The organism is Burkholderia sp. AU17457, assembly GCF_002223255.1.
Taxonomy (GTDB): Bacteria; Pseudomonadota; Gammaproteobacteria; order Burkholderiales; family Burkholderiaceae; genus Burkholderia; species Burkholderia sola.
Genome location: NZ_NKFB01000005.1, coordinates 923465 through 938474, shown reverse-complemented (window position 1 = coordinate 938474; position 15010 = coordinate 923465). Strand labels below are relative to the sequence as shown.

General features: G+C 67.8%; 12 protein-coding genes. 9 read left to right on the top strand and 3 right to left on the bottom strand.

The features are described from left to right. The first annotated feature begins 76 nt into the window (after window positions 1-76). Genes CFB49_RS21455 through CFB49_RS21435 form a run of 5 tightly spaced genes read left to right on the top strand, consistent with a single transcriptional unit; the run spans window position 77 to window position 6036 of the window. Complete coding sequence (locus CFB49_RS21455; RefSeq protein WP_006490451.1) at window positions 77-328, top strand: acyl carrier protein; 252 nt, start codon at window positions 77-79, stop codon at window positions 326-328. After that, window positions 325-1521, top strand: coding sequence for an acyl-CoA dehydrogenase family protein (locus tag CFB49_RS21450; RefSeq protein ID WP_089436358.1), 1197 nt, complete (start codon window positions 325-327; stop codon window positions 1519-1521). The genes CFB49_RS21455 and CFB49_RS21450 overlap by 4 nt, the downstream gene beginning before the upstream one ends. Beyond that, the gene (locus tag CFB49_RS21445; RefSeq protein ID WP_069616394.1) at window positions 1518-2501 is read left to right on the top strand and encodes an amino acid--[acyl-carrier-protein] ligase; all 984 of its coding nucleotides are present in this window, start codon (window positions 1518-1520) and stop codon (window positions 2499-2501) included. The genes CFB49_RS21450 and CFB49_RS21445 overlap by 4 nt, the downstream gene beginning before the upstream one ends. After that, a complete protein-coding gene (locus tag CFB49_RS21440) occupies window positions 2498-3553 on the top strand; it encodes a DUF1839 family protein (RefSeq protein ID WP_089492808.1) in 1056 nt (351 codons plus the stop codon). The genes CFB49_RS21445 and CFB49_RS21440 overlap by 4 nt, the downstream gene beginning before the upstream one ends. A 29-nt stretch (window positions 3554-3582) precedes the next feature. Next, window positions 3583-6036 (top strand): glycoside hydrolase family 2 protein, encoded by a 2454-nt coding sequence (locus CFB49_RS21435; protein ID WP_249190215.1) that lies wholly within the window; start codon window positions 3583-3585, stop codon window positions 6034-6036. A gap of 41 nt (window positions 6037-6077) precedes the next feature. On the opposite strand, the gene CFB49_RS21430 is transcribed toward CFB49_RS21435, so the two are convergent. Next, window positions 6078-7469 (bottom strand): sigma-54 dependent transcriptional regulator, encoded by a 1392-nt coding sequence (locus CFB49_RS21430; protein ID WP_069616393.1) that lies wholly within the window; start codon window positions 7467-7469, stop codon window positions 6078-6080. Between the two features lie 146 nt (window positions 7470-7615). After that, on the bottom strand, window positions 7616-7738 hold the full coding sequence (locus CFB49_RS36850) for a hypothetical protein (RefSeq protein ID WP_256976287.1): 123 nt from the start codon (window positions 7736-7738) through the stop codon (window positions 7616-7618). Between the two features lie 919 nt (window positions 7739-8657). Between CFB49_RS36850 and CFB49_RS21420 the strand changes: the two genes are divergently transcribed. Continuing rightward, window positions 8658-9236 carry a drug:proton antiporter gene (locus tag CFB49_RS21420; protein WP_089492806.1) on the top strand — a complete coding sequence of 193 codons (579 nt, stop codon included), beginning with the start codon at window positions 8658-8660 and terminating at the stop codon, window positions 9234-9236. After that, window positions 9233-10810 (top strand): mannose-1-phosphate guanylyltransferase/mannose-6-phosphate isomerase, encoded by a 1578-nt coding sequence (locus CFB49_RS21415; RefSeq protein ID WP_069616392.1) that lies wholly within the window; start codon window positions 9233-9235, stop codon window positions 10808-10810. The genes CFB49_RS21420 and CFB49_RS21415 overlap by 4 nt, the downstream gene beginning before the upstream one ends. Before the next feature lie 95 nt (window positions 10811-10905). On the opposite strand, the gene CFB49_RS21410 is transcribed toward CFB49_RS21415, so the two are convergent. Further along, window positions 10906-12192 (bottom strand): right-handed parallel beta-helix repeat-containing protein, encoded by a 1287-nt coding sequence (locus tag CFB49_RS21410; protein ID WP_089492249.1) that lies wholly within the window; start codon window positions 12190-12192, stop codon window positions 10906-10908. Between the two features lie 292 nt (window positions 12193-12484). Between CFB49_RS21410 and CFB49_RS21405 the strand changes: the two genes are divergently transcribed. Together CFB49_RS21405 and CFB49_RS21400 are read left to right on the top strand one after the other, a co-directional pair. Next, the gene (locus tag CFB49_RS21405) at window positions 12485-13531 is read left to right on the top strand and encodes a glycosyltransferase family 2 protein (protein WP_089492805.1); all 1047 of its coding nucleotides are present in this window, start codon (window positions 12485-12487) and stop codon (window positions 13529-13531) included. A gap of 317 nt (window positions 13532-13848) precedes the next feature. Beyond that, window positions 13849-14997: a glycosyltransferase gene (locus tag CFB49_RS21400; RefSeq protein WP_089492248.1), complete on the top strand. Its 1149-nt coding sequence runs from the start codon at window positions 13849-13851 to the stop codon at window positions 14995-14997. Window positions 14998-15010 lie beyond the last annotated feature (13 nt).

The following is a 15010-nucleotide window of genomic DNA, read 5'->3' as shown; positions in this document are numbered from 1 at the left end:
GCCGGACTGCCGGGGGATGTCAGCGCTTGTCGCGCGTCTGCCCGAGCGGACGACACCACGCACGCCGGAGCAGCACGTGAAAAACGAAATCAGAACCATCCTGAAGCACGTCGCCCACCTCGAAGCCGCGATCGACTCGATCGGCGACGGGGACGACCTCTACGAAGCGGGCCTCTCCTCGCTCGATACGATCCAGCTGATGCTCGCGATCGAAAAGCAGTTCAACATCGAGATTCCCGACGAGATGCTGAACCGCAACCTGTTCCGCAGCATCGACGCGCTCGCGGACACGATCGCCACGCTGCAACGCACCGAGCACTCCGCATGAGCGCGCTGCTTCCCGAACTCGCGTCCGACAGCGATTCGCATCGGCTCGACGAGGCCGCGCATGCCGTCGCGCAGATCGCCGCCCAGCATGCCGATGCGGTCGATCGCGACGCGCGCTGCCCCGTCGAGGCAATCGAGGCGATGCGCGCGCGCCGGCTGCTCGGCGCGATGGTGCCGGCCCATCTCGGCGGCGCTGGCGCGTCGCTGGAAGACATCGCGTCGGCCTGCTCGATCCTCGGCCAGGCGTGCGCATCGTCGGCGATGGTGTTCGCGATGCACCAGATCCAGGTGGCCTGCATCGTCGACCATGCCGCCGACCAGGGCTGGCACAAGCTGTTCCTGCAGCAGCTCGTGCGTCACCAGTGGCTGCTCGCGTCGGCCACGTCGGAAGACGGCGTCGGCGGCAACCTGCGCGCGAGCCAGTGCGCACTCGAAATCGACGGCGGCGGGTTCCGGCTGCACAAATCCGCACCGACGATCTCGTACGGCGACTACGCGGACGGCATTCTCGCCACCGCGCGACGCGATGCGGACGCGCCGGCTTCCGAGCAGGTGCTCGTCACGCTGCTGCGCGACGGCTATACGCTCACGCGCCGCGGCGAATGGGACACGCTCGGCATGCGCGGCACGTGCAGCAACGGCTTCGTGCTCGACGCACAGGGCGCCGCCGTGCAATGCCTGCCGGTGCCGTTCGCGAAAATCGCCGAGGAAACGATGGTGCCGGTCTCTCACATCCTGTGGGCCGCGGTGTGGATCGGCGTGGCCGGCGACGCGTTCCATCGCGCGCACCAGTTCTTCCGCGCGCAGGCGCGTCAGACCGACGGCGCACCGTCGCCCGCCGCGCGGCGCATCGCCGAATCGCTCGCGCTGCTGCAGGCGATGCAGGCGCGCGTCGACAACGTGCTGCGCCTCCACGCGAACGCGTCGGCTCGCTCGTGGTCGGCCGGCATGGCGTGGGCCGCCGAGATCAATACGCTGAAGACCTACGTGTCGGCGACCGCGCTCGAGGTCGCGCACCAGGCGATGATGATCTGCGGGATGGCCGGCTACAAGCAAGGCACGCCGTTCAGCATCGGCCGCCACATTCGCGACCTGCACGCGGCGCCGCTGATGATCAGCAACGACCGCATTGCCGCCAACACTGCGAGCCTGTTGCTCGCGCTGCGTCCCGCGACGCTGGAGAAACATACGTGAACGATCGCCTCGCCGTGCCCTCTGCCGCTCCCGCCCCCTCCGCTCCCGCCGATGCACCGCTCGACCGCGCGGGCGTCAATCCGCTGCGCGACGCGCTGATCGACGCGGGCCTGCTGGTCTCGACCGGCATCCAGGGCCTGTTCGGCCGCAGCGAACGATTCGAGCGCGTGGTCGAAGCGCTCGACGCGTTCGTCACGCGCCTCGGCGCCGACCAGCAGGCCGAAGTGCTGCGCTTCCCGCCGGCGATGAGCCGCACCGAGTTCGAGCGCAGCGAATACATGAAGAGCTTCCCGCAACTGGCGGGCAGCGTACATGCGTTCTGCGGCGACGAACGCCAGCATCAGCGCGTGCTGCAATGCCTCGATCGCGGCGACGACTGGACCGAAAACCAGAAGCCGACCTACGTCGTGATGACGCCGGCCGCGTGTTATCCCGTGTATCCCGTCGTCGCGCGCGCGGGCGCGCTGCCCGCGGACGGCCGGATCGTCGACGTGTTCTCGTACTGCTTTCGTCACGAACCGTCGCTCGACCCGACCCGCATGCAGTTGTTCCGAATGCGCGAGTACGTGCGGATCGGCACGCCCGAGCAGATCGTCTCGTTCCGCGAGACCTGGATCGAACGCGGCACGCGGATGATCGATGCGCTGCGCCTGCCGAATGCGATCGATCTCGCGAACGACCCGTTCTTCGGGCGCGGCGGCAAGATCGTCGCGAACAGCCAGCGCGAGCAGAACCTGAAGTTCGAGCTGCTGATTCCGATCGAGCACGACGACCGACAGACCGCGTGCCTGAGCTTCAACTACCACATGGACCACTTCGGGCTGCTGTGGGACATCCGCACCGCGACCGACGACGTCGCGCACACGGGCTGCGTCGGCTTCGGTCTCGAGCGGCTCACGCTCGCGCTGTTCCGCCACCACGGCTTCGACATCGACGCATGGCCGAGCGAGGTGCGCGACGTGCTGTGGGGCGCGCGATGAGGTTCGTTTCCCGCGACGGCGAAGACGCGTCGTTCGAAGGCGTGCGCCACCGCGCGCGTCACTACCGGCCGCACCCGCTGCACAGTCAGGAGATGGTCTGGAAGCAGACCAACTGCTACGTCGACATGTGGCTCGAGGTGCTCCGGTGGTGGGGGCTCAATCCGTATGCGGCGCTGCCGTTTACGATCGCGCTCGATTTCGAGGGCGACCAGTTCACGTTCTTCAAGTTTCCGCACGACGAACTGGAGCGGCTCTACGGAATCGTCGTGCAGGAGCATTCGATCTACGAGCCGCTCGCCCAGCACATCGAGACGCAGGTCGCGCGTGGCCACCTGATGATCGTCGAGGTCGACGCGTGGTTCCTGCCCGATACGCGCGGCACCAGCTACCGCACGCAGCACACGAAGACGACGATCGGCATCGACGCGATCGACCGCGAGAAGCACCAGATCGGCTACTTCCACAACAGCGGCTATTACGTCGCCGAGGATTTCGACTACAACGGGCTCATCGGCGGCAGCTCGCCGATGACGCTGCCGCCGTATGTCGAATGCGCGAAGCGACGCTTCGCGCCGCTCGACGAGCGCGCGTTGTGCGAAGCCTCGCTCGCCGCGTTGCAGCGCCACCTGCGGCGCCTGCCGGTCGTCGATCCGATCGCGGCGTTCCGCCGGCAGTTGCAGACGGACGCGCGGATCCTCGCGGAAGCACCGCTCGAACGCTTCCATGCGTATTCGTTCAATTCAGTGCGGCAGCTCGGCGCGAATTTCGAACTGTTCGGCCACTATGCGCGCTGGCTGCAGGCGAGCGGCTGCACCGGGCCGTTCGCCGAGATCCGCGCCGCGTGCGATCGCATCGCGTCCGAAGCGATGGTGCTCGAATTTCGGCTCGCGCGCGCGTGCGCGCGCGGCAAGGAAGAACGCGGCGATTCGACGCTCGAAGCGATCGAGGCAGCGTACGCCGACCTCGTCGCGTGCGCGCGGCAGATCGGCGCGCCGCTGCGGCACGTGACGCCCGTGCGCGCCGACACGGCGCTCGTGCCGGCCATGCGGTGACGCGCGCGCGCCCCCAGCCCGCGTGGTCGATGCTGGCGACGGCCGCGGGCGCCGCGCGGGCGCCGCGCGACCTTCCGGCCGACCATGACGGCTGGATCGCGGCGCCGGTGCCCGGCACGGTCGCGCAGGCGCTCGCGCTGGCTGGCCGGCTCGACGAAGCCGCGTCGCTCGACGAGCGCGACCACTGGTACCGACTCGAGCTGCGCGGGCGCGGGCCGCGCATCTTGCGCTTTCACGGCCTCGCGACGCTCGCGCAGGCCTGGCTCGACGACACGCCGATCCTCCGCTCCGACAGCATGTTCGTCGCGCACGACGTGCCCGTGGCGCTCGACGGCACGCACCGGCTGACCGTCTGTTTCCGCGCGCTCGCGCCGCACCTGCGCGACGCGCGCGCGCCGCGCCGCGCGCGCTGGCGTACGCGGCTCGCCGAACCGGCCACGCTGCGCACGATCCGCACGTCGCTGTTCGGGCATATGCCCGGTTGGTTTCCGCCGTATGTGCCCACCGGCCCGTGGCGGCCCGTCGACGTGCTCGATCCGGCCAACGGGCCCGTTCTCACCGATTGCAAACTGCATGCGCGCGTCGAAGGCGACACGGGCTGGCTCGATGCGGAACTGACGTTCGCCGCGCCGCTGCCGGACATGTTCGCGGCGCGGCTGTCGTGCGGCGAACATCACGCGACGCTCGAACGGGCCGGCGCGGACCGGCTGCGCACGAGCGTCGCGATACCGAACGTGCGCCGCTGGTGGCCGCATACGCACGGCGAACCGGCGCTCTACGAGATCGCGCTGCATATCGGCGATGCACGCCGGTCGCTGGGCTCGACGGGGTTTCGCACGATCGACGTCGACTCCTGCGCCGACGGCAAGGGTTTCGGACTGCGCATCAACGGCGTGCCCGTATTCGCGCGCGGCGCCTGCTGGAGCAGCGCCGCGCCGCTCGCGCTGCACGCGGACGACGCGACCTACGGCCGCCTGCTGGGGCTCGCGCGCGACGCCGGCTTCAACATGATCCGAGTCGGCGGCACGATGACCTACGAGGCCGACGCGTTCCACGCATGGTGCGACCGGCTCGGGCTGCTGGTCTGGCAGGACTTCGGTTTCGCGAACTTCGATTACGCGCTCGACGATCCCGCGTTCGCGGCCAACGTCGATCGCGAAGCGAGCCAGTTCCTCTCGCGTCACGGCGCTTCGCCGTCGCTTGCGGTGCTGTGCGGCGGCAGCGAGATCGCGCAGCAGGCCGCGATGTCGGGACTCGGGCCGAAGCAGCGCTTCCTCGAGCTGACGGCCGACCGGCTGGCCGGCCACGCGGCCGCGCACCGCCCCGATGTCCCGTACGTGCCCGACTCGCCCGACGGCGGCGTACTTCCGTTCGTGCCGCGCGAACGCGTGTCGCACTACTACGGCGTCGGCGCGTACCTGCGCCCGCTTGACGACGCGCGCCGCGCGGACGTGCGCTTTGCGAGCGAATGCCTCGCGTTCGCGAACGTGCCGTGCGATGCGACGCTCGCGGAACTCGGCTGGCCGGGCGTGCACGAACCGCGCTGGAAGGCGGCCGTGCCACGCGACCCCGGCACGTCGTGGGACTTCGACGATATTCGCGACCATTACCTGCAGACGCTGTACGACGTCGCGCCCGACCGGCTGCGGCGCGAGGACCCGGCACGCTATGTCGAGCTGTCGCGTGCGGTGATCGCGGACGTGATGCGCGAGACGTTTTCCGAATGGCGGCGCACCGGTTCGCGTTGCGCGGGCGCGCTCGTGTGGCAGTTCCAGGATGTGATGCCGGGCGCCGGATGGGGCGTGATCGACGCTGCGCACCGGCCGAAATCGGCGTGGTATGCGCTGCGTCAGGTGCTGCAGCCGATCCAGGTGCTGCTCGTCGACGAAGGCTTGAACGGGCTCGACGTGCATGTGATCAACGAGCGCCCGGCTCCGCTGTCGGCCACGATCGAGCTGGTCGCGCTGCGCGACGGCCGCACGCCGGTCGCACGGGCCGGCTCCCCGGTGCGGATCGCCGCGCACGACACGGTACGGCTCGGCTCGGCCGAACTGCTCGGCCGCTTCTTCGACTGGACCTACGCGTACCGCTTCGGCCCCTGCGAACACGATACGGTCGTCGCGACGCTGCGCGCCGACGACGGCACGCTGCTGTCGCAGGCGTTCCATTTTCCGTCCCGCACGCATCCGGCCGTGCTGGTGCGTCGCGAACCCGGAATCGAGGCATGCGTGTCGCGCACCGGCGCGACGTGGCACGTCGACATCGACACGCGACACGTCGTTCGCCACGTGCAGATCGACGCGCCGGGTTTCGTGCCGAGCGACGACTGGTTCCATCTCGCGCCCGGCACGCCGGCGCGCATCGCGCTCATTCCATTGCGGACCGACGGGAAGCCCGCGGTGGAGGACGACAACGTGCCGCCCACGGTCGAAATCCGGGCCGTCAACGCCGCGCGCGCGGTGCGCGCCACGCAGGCCGGCTGACACGACGCTCGCGACCGGCGCGAGCGTCATGCTGCCGCGTATCAGTCGGACGAGCCCGTTCCGCGCGGTCGCTCGATGCCGTACGCCTCCATCCAGCGATACAGCGTCGCGCGCGACACGCCGAGCTCGCGCGCCGACGCGGCGACGCGCCCGCGCGTCCGCAATAACGCGGTTTCGATCGCCTCGCGTTCGATCGACTTGCGGATGTCGGCGACCGACGGCGACGCCGCATCGAGACAGTATTCGAGCTCGAGATCCTGCGCGGTGATCAGGCGCCCCTCCGTCATCACGACCGCACGGCGCACCCGATTGATCAGCTCGCGGACATTGCCCGGCCAGTCGTGCTTGTAGAGCGCCGTGATCGCATCCGTCGAAAACCCGCGCACGCGATGGCGCGCATCGCCGCGGAAGCGTTCGAGCATGTGGTGCGCGAGCAGTTCGATATCCTTGCCACGCGCGCGCAGCGGCGGCTGGTCGATGCGCATCACGCACAGCCGGTGGAACAGGTCGGCGCGGAAACGCCCTTCCTCCATCGCATCGCGCAGGTCGACGTGCGTCGCCGACACGATCCGGACATCGACCGGCACCGGATCGCTGCCGCCAAGACGATGGATCGAACGTTCCTGCAGAAACCGCAGCAGGCTCGCCTGGCTTTCATGCGGCAGGTCGCCGATTTCGTCGAGCAGCAGCGTGCCGCCGTTCGCGGCCTCGACGTAGCCGATCTTGCGCGCGTTCGCGCCGGTAAACGCGCCGCGCTCATAGCCGAACAGTTCGGATTGCAACAGATGCGGCGGAATCGCGCCGCAGTTGACCGCGACGAACGGGCCATTGCGTCGCTCCGAATGACGGTGGATCGCGACGGCCGTAAGCTCCTTGCCGGTTCCCGTTTCGCCGAACACGAACACCGGTGCGTCGGTGCGCGCGAAACGCCGCACCGTATCGAACAGCCGCAACATCGCGCTGCAGGTGCCGACGATGCCCTTTTCCTCCGATTCGAGCTGTTCGCGATCGCGCGCGAAGAGGCACTCCATGCCGTAGGCATGGCCGACCGTATCGGCGATCCGCTGGTGCGACGCCGGCAGCGTGACGTAGTCGAAGCAGTAGTCGCGCAGCAGCGCGCGCACGTTCGGCGAGGCCGTCTGGCCGACGTCCACGAGCGCCACCCAGACGACGTCGCGCATCGACGCGCAGGTCGACGCGATGCTGCCGATCGCATCGGCATGGCCGCCGCTCAGGTCGAGAATGCCGCAGGTAATTTCGCCCGACGTGTCGCGCAGCTCGTTCGCATGCGCGACGACCGTCACTTTCCAGTCGCGACGCGACAATTCCTTTCGCAGCATCACGGACGGCGACTGCGTCCAGTAAATCAGCGGACGCTGCCCGTTACCGCTCCCCGCGCCGGCGCTCTTATCGCGCGTTATTGGCATATTCATAACGAACCGTCACTCTCTGCACTCCGCGAACCGTTCGCGTGCGCTGCGGCCGGCGGCGCATGGCCGCCCTTCCGCGCTGCGTTTCCGCAGCTTTGGCGAAGATCGAAACTGCACACGGCGAAAACCCCCGGAGGTCGAGCCGGATGTCATCCGGCCTCGTTGTCATCAAACTCGAACGGAATGCGCGGCTGCGGGAGCCATGACATTCCGGCTTTGAAGCGATCCGCCGTCAGGCGGGGCACGCCGGCAAACGGAAATTCCTTCCGCATGTGCGTCGCGTCGTACACGACACTCGCGCCCGATGCTGAACCGGAGGGCCGCCAAACCGCGCCCGGATCGACCGCCCCATTTCATCCGCACCTGAATCTACACCCCGTTTCGAGATGACCTTGTTACCAAAAGATAATCCTGAATCAGTCGGTTACGCTGCCCGTGACCCCGCGCTGCGCGCTTTTGACCACTGAGATTTGATTATCTCCGACCATTCCCGTCAATCAGTGGCAAATACTACTTTTCCGCAACATTGATACTAACGATTACCTGCGATTTTCACCGAAATCTCCCCAAAGTGCGTGGGACCGCGCGCGCGGCCCACATAATCGCGCTGGCCGGACGGCCGCCGCATCGCATTGCGCCGGCGCGCGGGCCGCCCGGCCGTTACACGTCGTAATCTCCGGCATCGCGCCGCGCAGCACCTTTTCGCGAGTTCCGGCCGACGGGCGCGGCCGGGCCTCGGACGCCCGCCCGTGTGCCGTGCGGTGCAACATGACGGCCCTGCCGGCGCGATCGCCCACCGCGCACGCGTTGGCCGGAGCAGACGCACCGGCAGATCACCACGGCGGTGCAGGCGCGCGATCGGCCGGTCGCGAACGACCGCAATCGTCGGTCCCGCCTCCGGGTGACTTGTTTGCGCGCGATATCGGCCGGCCACGCTTCATTGCAGGCCGCCACGACGAAGCAATTATGAAAAGGCACCGGCCCCGACGGTGTGTGCTACCGCACATTGCGACGCTCCCGTAACGCGCACGTCGCGTCGTATCCCGCGCCGTGCATGCGAATCCGGAGCGTGAGTACGCTTTCGAACAGACTGCCGCACCATGCATCCGGATGATGAAGATCGCCGCGCCGCACGGAACGACCTCGTCCGTGCGGCGCGGCGTGCCGAAGGCATCACGCGAGGACAGCATCATGGAATGGCATTGTTGTGAATTCGAACACCTGAGCGCCGTCGATCTCTATGCAATCCTGCGCGCGCGCAACGCCGTGCTGGTGGTCGAGGATGCGCACACGCATCTCGACATCGACGGCAAGGACGCGGGCGCGTTGCACGTCTACGCGAGCGTGCGCAACGGCGACACCACGGAAGTCGCCGCGTACGCGCGCATCCTGCCCGGCGACGACATCGATCCGGACGTCGTGATCGACAAGGTGCTGACGAGCGAAAGCTGCCGCGACGACGACACGCTCGAACGCTTGATCGGGCGCGCGCTCACCGCCGCGCAGGCCGCATGGCCGGACACCGCGGTGCGCACGCACGTCCCCGCGCCGCGTCAGGCGTTCTACAAACAGTTCGGATTCCGCAAGGCGTACGGCCCGTATCTCGAACAGGGTGCGCCGTTCGTCGGCCTGGTACGGTCGGCCGACCGTGCAGCCGGCGCACTGCGTCAGCTGCTGTCGCGAGCTGTTTCGGTCTCGCGCAACGACGACACACGCGCCGACGGCCGCGTGCGCACCCGACTACCCGTCGACACCGGAGCGAACCGATGACCCCCACCCTTCGCCCCGTTCCCGAACCCGATCTGCCGAGCATCCTGCCGGTGATTCTGGCCGGCGGCTCCGGCACGCGGCTGTGGCCGCTGTCGCGCGAGCAGTATCCGAAGCAACTGATCGAGCTGGTCTCGAACGAGTCGCCGCTGTCGGCGACGGCGCGCCGCCTGAACGGCATCGCGAACGCGTCGCTCGGCGACACGCTGCTGCTCGTCTGCGGCGAACAGCATCGCTTCATGAGCGCCGAGCAGGTGCACGGCCGCTCGGCGCCCGCCCGCATCCTGCTGGAGCCGGCCGCGCGCAACACCGCGCCCGCGCTGACGCTGGCCGCGCTCGACGCCAGCGCGCTCGCGGACGACCCCGTGCTCGCCGTGATGCCGGCCGATCACGTGATCGTCGATGTCGGCGCGTTCCAGGACGCGATCGCACGCGCGGCGCGCTATGCGCAGGAAGGCGCGATCGTCACGCTCGGCGTGCTGCCGCGCCGCGCGGAGACGGGCTACGGCTACATCCAGGTCGGCGAGCCGCGCTCGGGCCGCCACGGCAGCCAGGGCGGCTACGCGATCGGGCGTTTCGTCGAAAAACCCGATGCGGCGCTCGCCGAACGCTATCTGCAATCGGGCGATTACTGGTGGAACAGCGGGATCTTCGTCACGCGCGCATCGGTCTGGCTGAAGGCGATCGGCGCGCTCGCGCCGGACATCCACGCCGCCTGCGAGAACGCATGGCGCGCGGGCGTCGCCGACGATCCGTTCTTCCGGATCGATGCGGCGGCCTTTGACGCGTGCCCGTCGGATTCGATCGACTATGCGGTGATGGAGCGCCTCGCGCAACACGGCGAGCTCGGCATCGAAGGCATCGTGGTGCCGCTCGCGGCCGGCTGGTCGGACGTCGGCACGTGGGATGCGATCTGGGAAATCATGCCGAAGGACGATCAGGGCAACGTCGCGCGCGGGCCGATCGTGTTCGAGGATACGCAGGACAGCCTCGTGCGCTCGGAAGGCCGCCTCATCGCGTGCGTCGGGATGAAGGACGTCGTCGTGATCGAGACGGCCGATGCGGTGCTGGTCGCGAACAAGCACGACGTGCAGCGCGTGAAGAACATCGTCGCGCGCCTGAAGACCGACCAGCGCCCGCAGGCGAGCGAGCACCGCAAGGTGCAACGGCCGTGGGGCCATTACGATTCGATCGATTTCGGCGAGCGCTTCCAGGTGAAGCGGATCGTCGTCGAACCCGGCAGGCAGCTGTCGCTGCAGATGCATTATCACCGTGCCGAGCACTGGATCGTCGTGCGCGGCACCGCGAAGGTCACGCGCGGCGCCGAGACCTTCCTGCTGTGCGAGAACGAATCGACGTATATCGCCGTCGGCGAAGTGCATCGACTCGAGAATCCCGGTCGGATTCCGCTGGAAATCATCGAGGTGCAATCGGGCAACTATCTCGGCGAGGACGATATCGTGCGGTTCGACGATCAGTATGGGCGGGCAGTCGTCGGGACGGCTCAGTCATCGACAAGGGCGGCTTCCGCGCAGCCCACGCCGGTCGTACCGCTCTCGGCCGGCGAACCGGGCTAACCGGACGAGCGTCGGGAGGAAGCGGCGGAACGCGATGCCGTTCGACCGGTGCATGGGAATCGCGCCGGCGCGTTGGCGGCGCACCGCATGCACGATCAATCGATGCCGCGTTGGGACCAGCGCACCCGTCTGACGGATTCGCGCACGCGCGGCAGGAGCGACGTATCGGCGCCGAGGGCATCGGGCGCGCCCGGCCGGGACAGGCGCGCGCGCGCGCACGGAGCGCCTTTTGCGCGATTGCTCGCGGACGCGCTCGCGGCCGCGCCGGCTGCGCAATCCGGTTCAGGCCCGACCCGCACCGGCATGCCGCCGATTCCCGACAGCTGATTGTCCGCCAGCCGTACGTCCGACACGTTGCCCCACAACCGAATGCCATCGAATCGTGCATTCGAAACGCGATTGCCGATCACGGTCACCCGCGACACCGAACCGGACCACGTGCTGACCTCGATCGCCCCTTGCTGCGTGAGCGGACGCAAATCGGTCCGGCCTGTCGCCGTCTGGATATCGGCAATCACGTTGCGCTCGACCCGGACGTCAGACGAGCCGACAGTGCGATTGCTGTCTTCCTGCGCGACGAGAATCCCGGCGCTGACCTGCACGTTGCGCACGATGTTGTTTGAAATCGTAACGTTCGCGCCGCCGACGACGGTGATGCCGCGGCCCCACGGGTTGCCCTCCAGCGAGTTGCCGGTAATCATCACGTTGCGGGTCAGCACGCCTTCCGCCTGGTAGCTCACGACGGCGATCATGTCGTCGCCGGTTCCACGCACGACGTTGCCCTGCACCAGCACGTTGTGCGAGCCGTGCGTCATGTGAATGCCGTCCGCCAGCGTCGACAGCACCTCGTTGCCGACGATCGCGACATCCGCGCCGCCGAACACGAAAATGCCGGCCCCTGCGCCACCGTCGACGATGTTGTCGAGCACCTGCACGTCGCGCCCCGTGACCTCGATCTTCGTCGACTCCGGCGTCGTGAGACGCGTGGTGCCGGTTCCCGTGAGCCGGAACCCGACGAGCGTCGTACCGTCGCCGCGCAACTCGATCGTCTGATCGTTCGGCGCTGTCGCGATCAGCGTCGCGCCGAATCCCGACAGCACCACACGTGCCTGTCGCACGACGAGCGACCGGCTGACGACATACCGCCCCGGTGCGAATACGAGCCGTTGCCCCGGCCGCAGCGCGTCAAGCTCACGTTGCAGCGCGTCGCCCTGATCGGCCCCGGCGGGATCCGGACGCACGTACGCGTCCGGTACGGGCGCATCAAGTGCGGCCGGCCGGGTCGCGGAGGTCGCGGGCGCGGCGAGTTCCGGCCACGATAGCGCGCCCGCCATGCACATGCCGGCGACCACAATGCGCAACAGGCGTTGCAACTCATGCATATCGTATCGTTTCCCTGGCAAGTCTTCGTGCGCGCCGAACCGCATGCATTGAAGGCCGACTGCATGGCGTGTCCGCCAAGCCGACGAAAGCGGCGACGCTCCAACGTTGATTAGATCACGGGCTCCGAACGGCGTCGGTGCGTCATCAGACCAAGCGCCCCGGCACCGCATCGACGACGCGACATTCCACGCGCGCGCGAATTCCCGAACGGTAGGCTCGCGAACTGTGCGCAGCCGCGCGATCCGTATCATGAGCCCGATCGTCCGCGCGCCGCCCGTCCGACTTCAGCACATGACCGACCTGACCATCGCAATCTGCAACTACAACCACGGCAAGTACCTGCGCGACGCGATCGACTCGGCACTCGCGCAGACCGCGCACGGCGTCCGCGTTCTGATCGTCGATGACGGGTCCACCGACGATTCGCGCGACATCATTCGCTCGTATGGCGAGCGCATTGCCGCGGTGTTCCAGGAGAATCGCGGTCAGGTTGCCGCGTACAACCGGGCGCTGGAACATGTCACGTCGCGCTACGTCATCCTGCTCGACGCGGACGACCTGCTCTATGCCGACGCCGCGGCACGCGTGCTCGCCGCGTTCGCATCCGGCGATTTCGTGAAGGTCCATTTCCGGCTCGACGTGATCGCGCACGACGGCGCGCGAACCGGCGCGAGCGTCCCGCAGTCGGTAGTCGATACGGATTGCGGTCGCCTGTTGCGCGCGGGCTGGCTGTACCCGTCGCCGCCTGCATCGGGCAATGCGTATCAGGTCGCTGCGCTCAAACGCATCTTTCCGGTGCCCGTCACTGCCGACAATCTGCATGGCGCCGATTTCTACGCGATCTACGGCATCGCGCTGCTCGGTGCCGTCCACATGATCGATGCGACGCTCGGCGGCTATCGCATGCACCAGCCGTCGAACGCAAGCGCGGCCGACGGCCCGGCCCTCGCGCTCGCCAACTCGGAAGACGCGGCAACCGGTGCACTGAAGGCCGAACGCCGCTGGTCGATCCTGCGCACGCTCGCCGGCACGCGGTTGCGGGAAACGCTGCCGATGGCCCCACTCGACTTCGCCATCGAGAAGGCACGCTTCGCGAGCACGCTGTATCGCGCGCCGCTGGCGCGGCGCTGGCGCTGGTTCCTGTGCGAATCGGGGCGCTACTGGCACACCGTGCTGCGCAACCCGTTCTGGCGCCCGGCCAAGAAGGCGGCGGTCACCGTGTTGTCGCTCGCGTGCTTGCTGCCATCGTCAACGCTGAGCAATCGCGCGATCCGCTATCTGTCCAATCCGCTCGCTCGCGTTCGCAAGTCGCCCGCCCCACGCGCCGGCGTGCGATGAATACCATCCGAGCGCGACCGCGGCTGCCGATTCGCTTGTTCGGTTAGCCATCGCACCGAGTGCGTGCGGCATGCGCTCCACAATGGTCCTCACCAGTTGATGCATGCGTGGCGGTAGATATCGCGGTCGCGTGGCGTGTTCGCGCGACCATGCACGATGGACGGGAAGCAATGGCGGCGATGATCACGCATCAATCAATCAGGAATACGTAATGCATCGGACGTCCGGTTTGCGTGACTCGCCGACGGATTGACGATACGCCGCCCCCATCGTCGCACTGGGTAACGAACAGCGCGACCGAATCGACAGACCGAGAGATGACCCAAGAAAAGATCGTTCATATTGCCGAAGCATTCGGCGGCGGCGTGCTGTCGATGCTCACCTATCTCGCCAATCATGCGGCCGCGGCCGGCGTCGACGTGACGGTGCTGCACTCGATCCGGCCGGAAACGCCGACCGATTTCTCGACGCTGTTCCGGCCCGACGTGAAGCTGGTCCACGTCGACATGGTGCGCGAGGTCAACGTCCGGCAGGATCTGCAGAGCGTGCATGCCCTCGTCCGCAACCTGCGCGACTGCAAGCCGACCGCGATTCATCTGCACTCGTCGAAGGCCGGTGTGCTGGGACGCATCGCTGCCCGGATCGCCACCCCGAATGCAACGGTCCTCTACTCGCCGCACGGCCTGTCATTCCTGCGCTGCGACGTGTCGCCCATCAAGCAGTTCGCTTATCTGAGCTTCGAGCGCATCGCGGCGCGCATCGGCGGCACCATTGTCGCGTGCTCGGGCAGCGAGCTCGGCGAGATCAACGGAAAAGTCAGGCCGAGATCGGCGGTCCTGGTGGAAAACGGCGTGAACGTCGCGGAGATTCCGGCCCGCCGTACGCGCGACGACCACAAGATCGTGATCGGGATGAGCGGCCGCGCGTCGTTCCAGAAGAATCATGAAGCATTCGTGCGACTCGCCGACACGTTGCACGGCGCCGGCGTCGAGTTTCTGTGGATCGGCGGCAACGCGGCCGAGATCCCGGATTCCGCCGCGCGCGAGGCCGTCGCATGCAGCGGCTGGGTGACCCGCGAGCGCGCGCTGGCGTTGACGTCGGAACTCGACATCTATGTCCAGACCTCGCGCTGGGAAGGCATGCCGGTCGCGCTGATCGAAGCGCAGGTTGCCGGAATCCCGGCCGTGGTGACGAACGTCGTCGGCAATCGCGACGTGGTGATTCACGGTGTGACGGGCTATGTCGCGTCAACCCCCGACGAGATGGTCGAGTACGTGACCGCCCTCCGAGACGATCGCCAGCTTCGCGAGCAGATGGGCCAGGCTGCGCGAAATCGCGCCATTCAGCGATTTTCGATGAGCGCGATCTTCCGGCAATGGCATGCGCTTTACGGACTCGGCACCGACGAGCCGCGCGTCGACACGCGCGACTTCAAGCCGGTTGCAGCGGATCACGTCAAAGCCTGATTTCGATATCCCC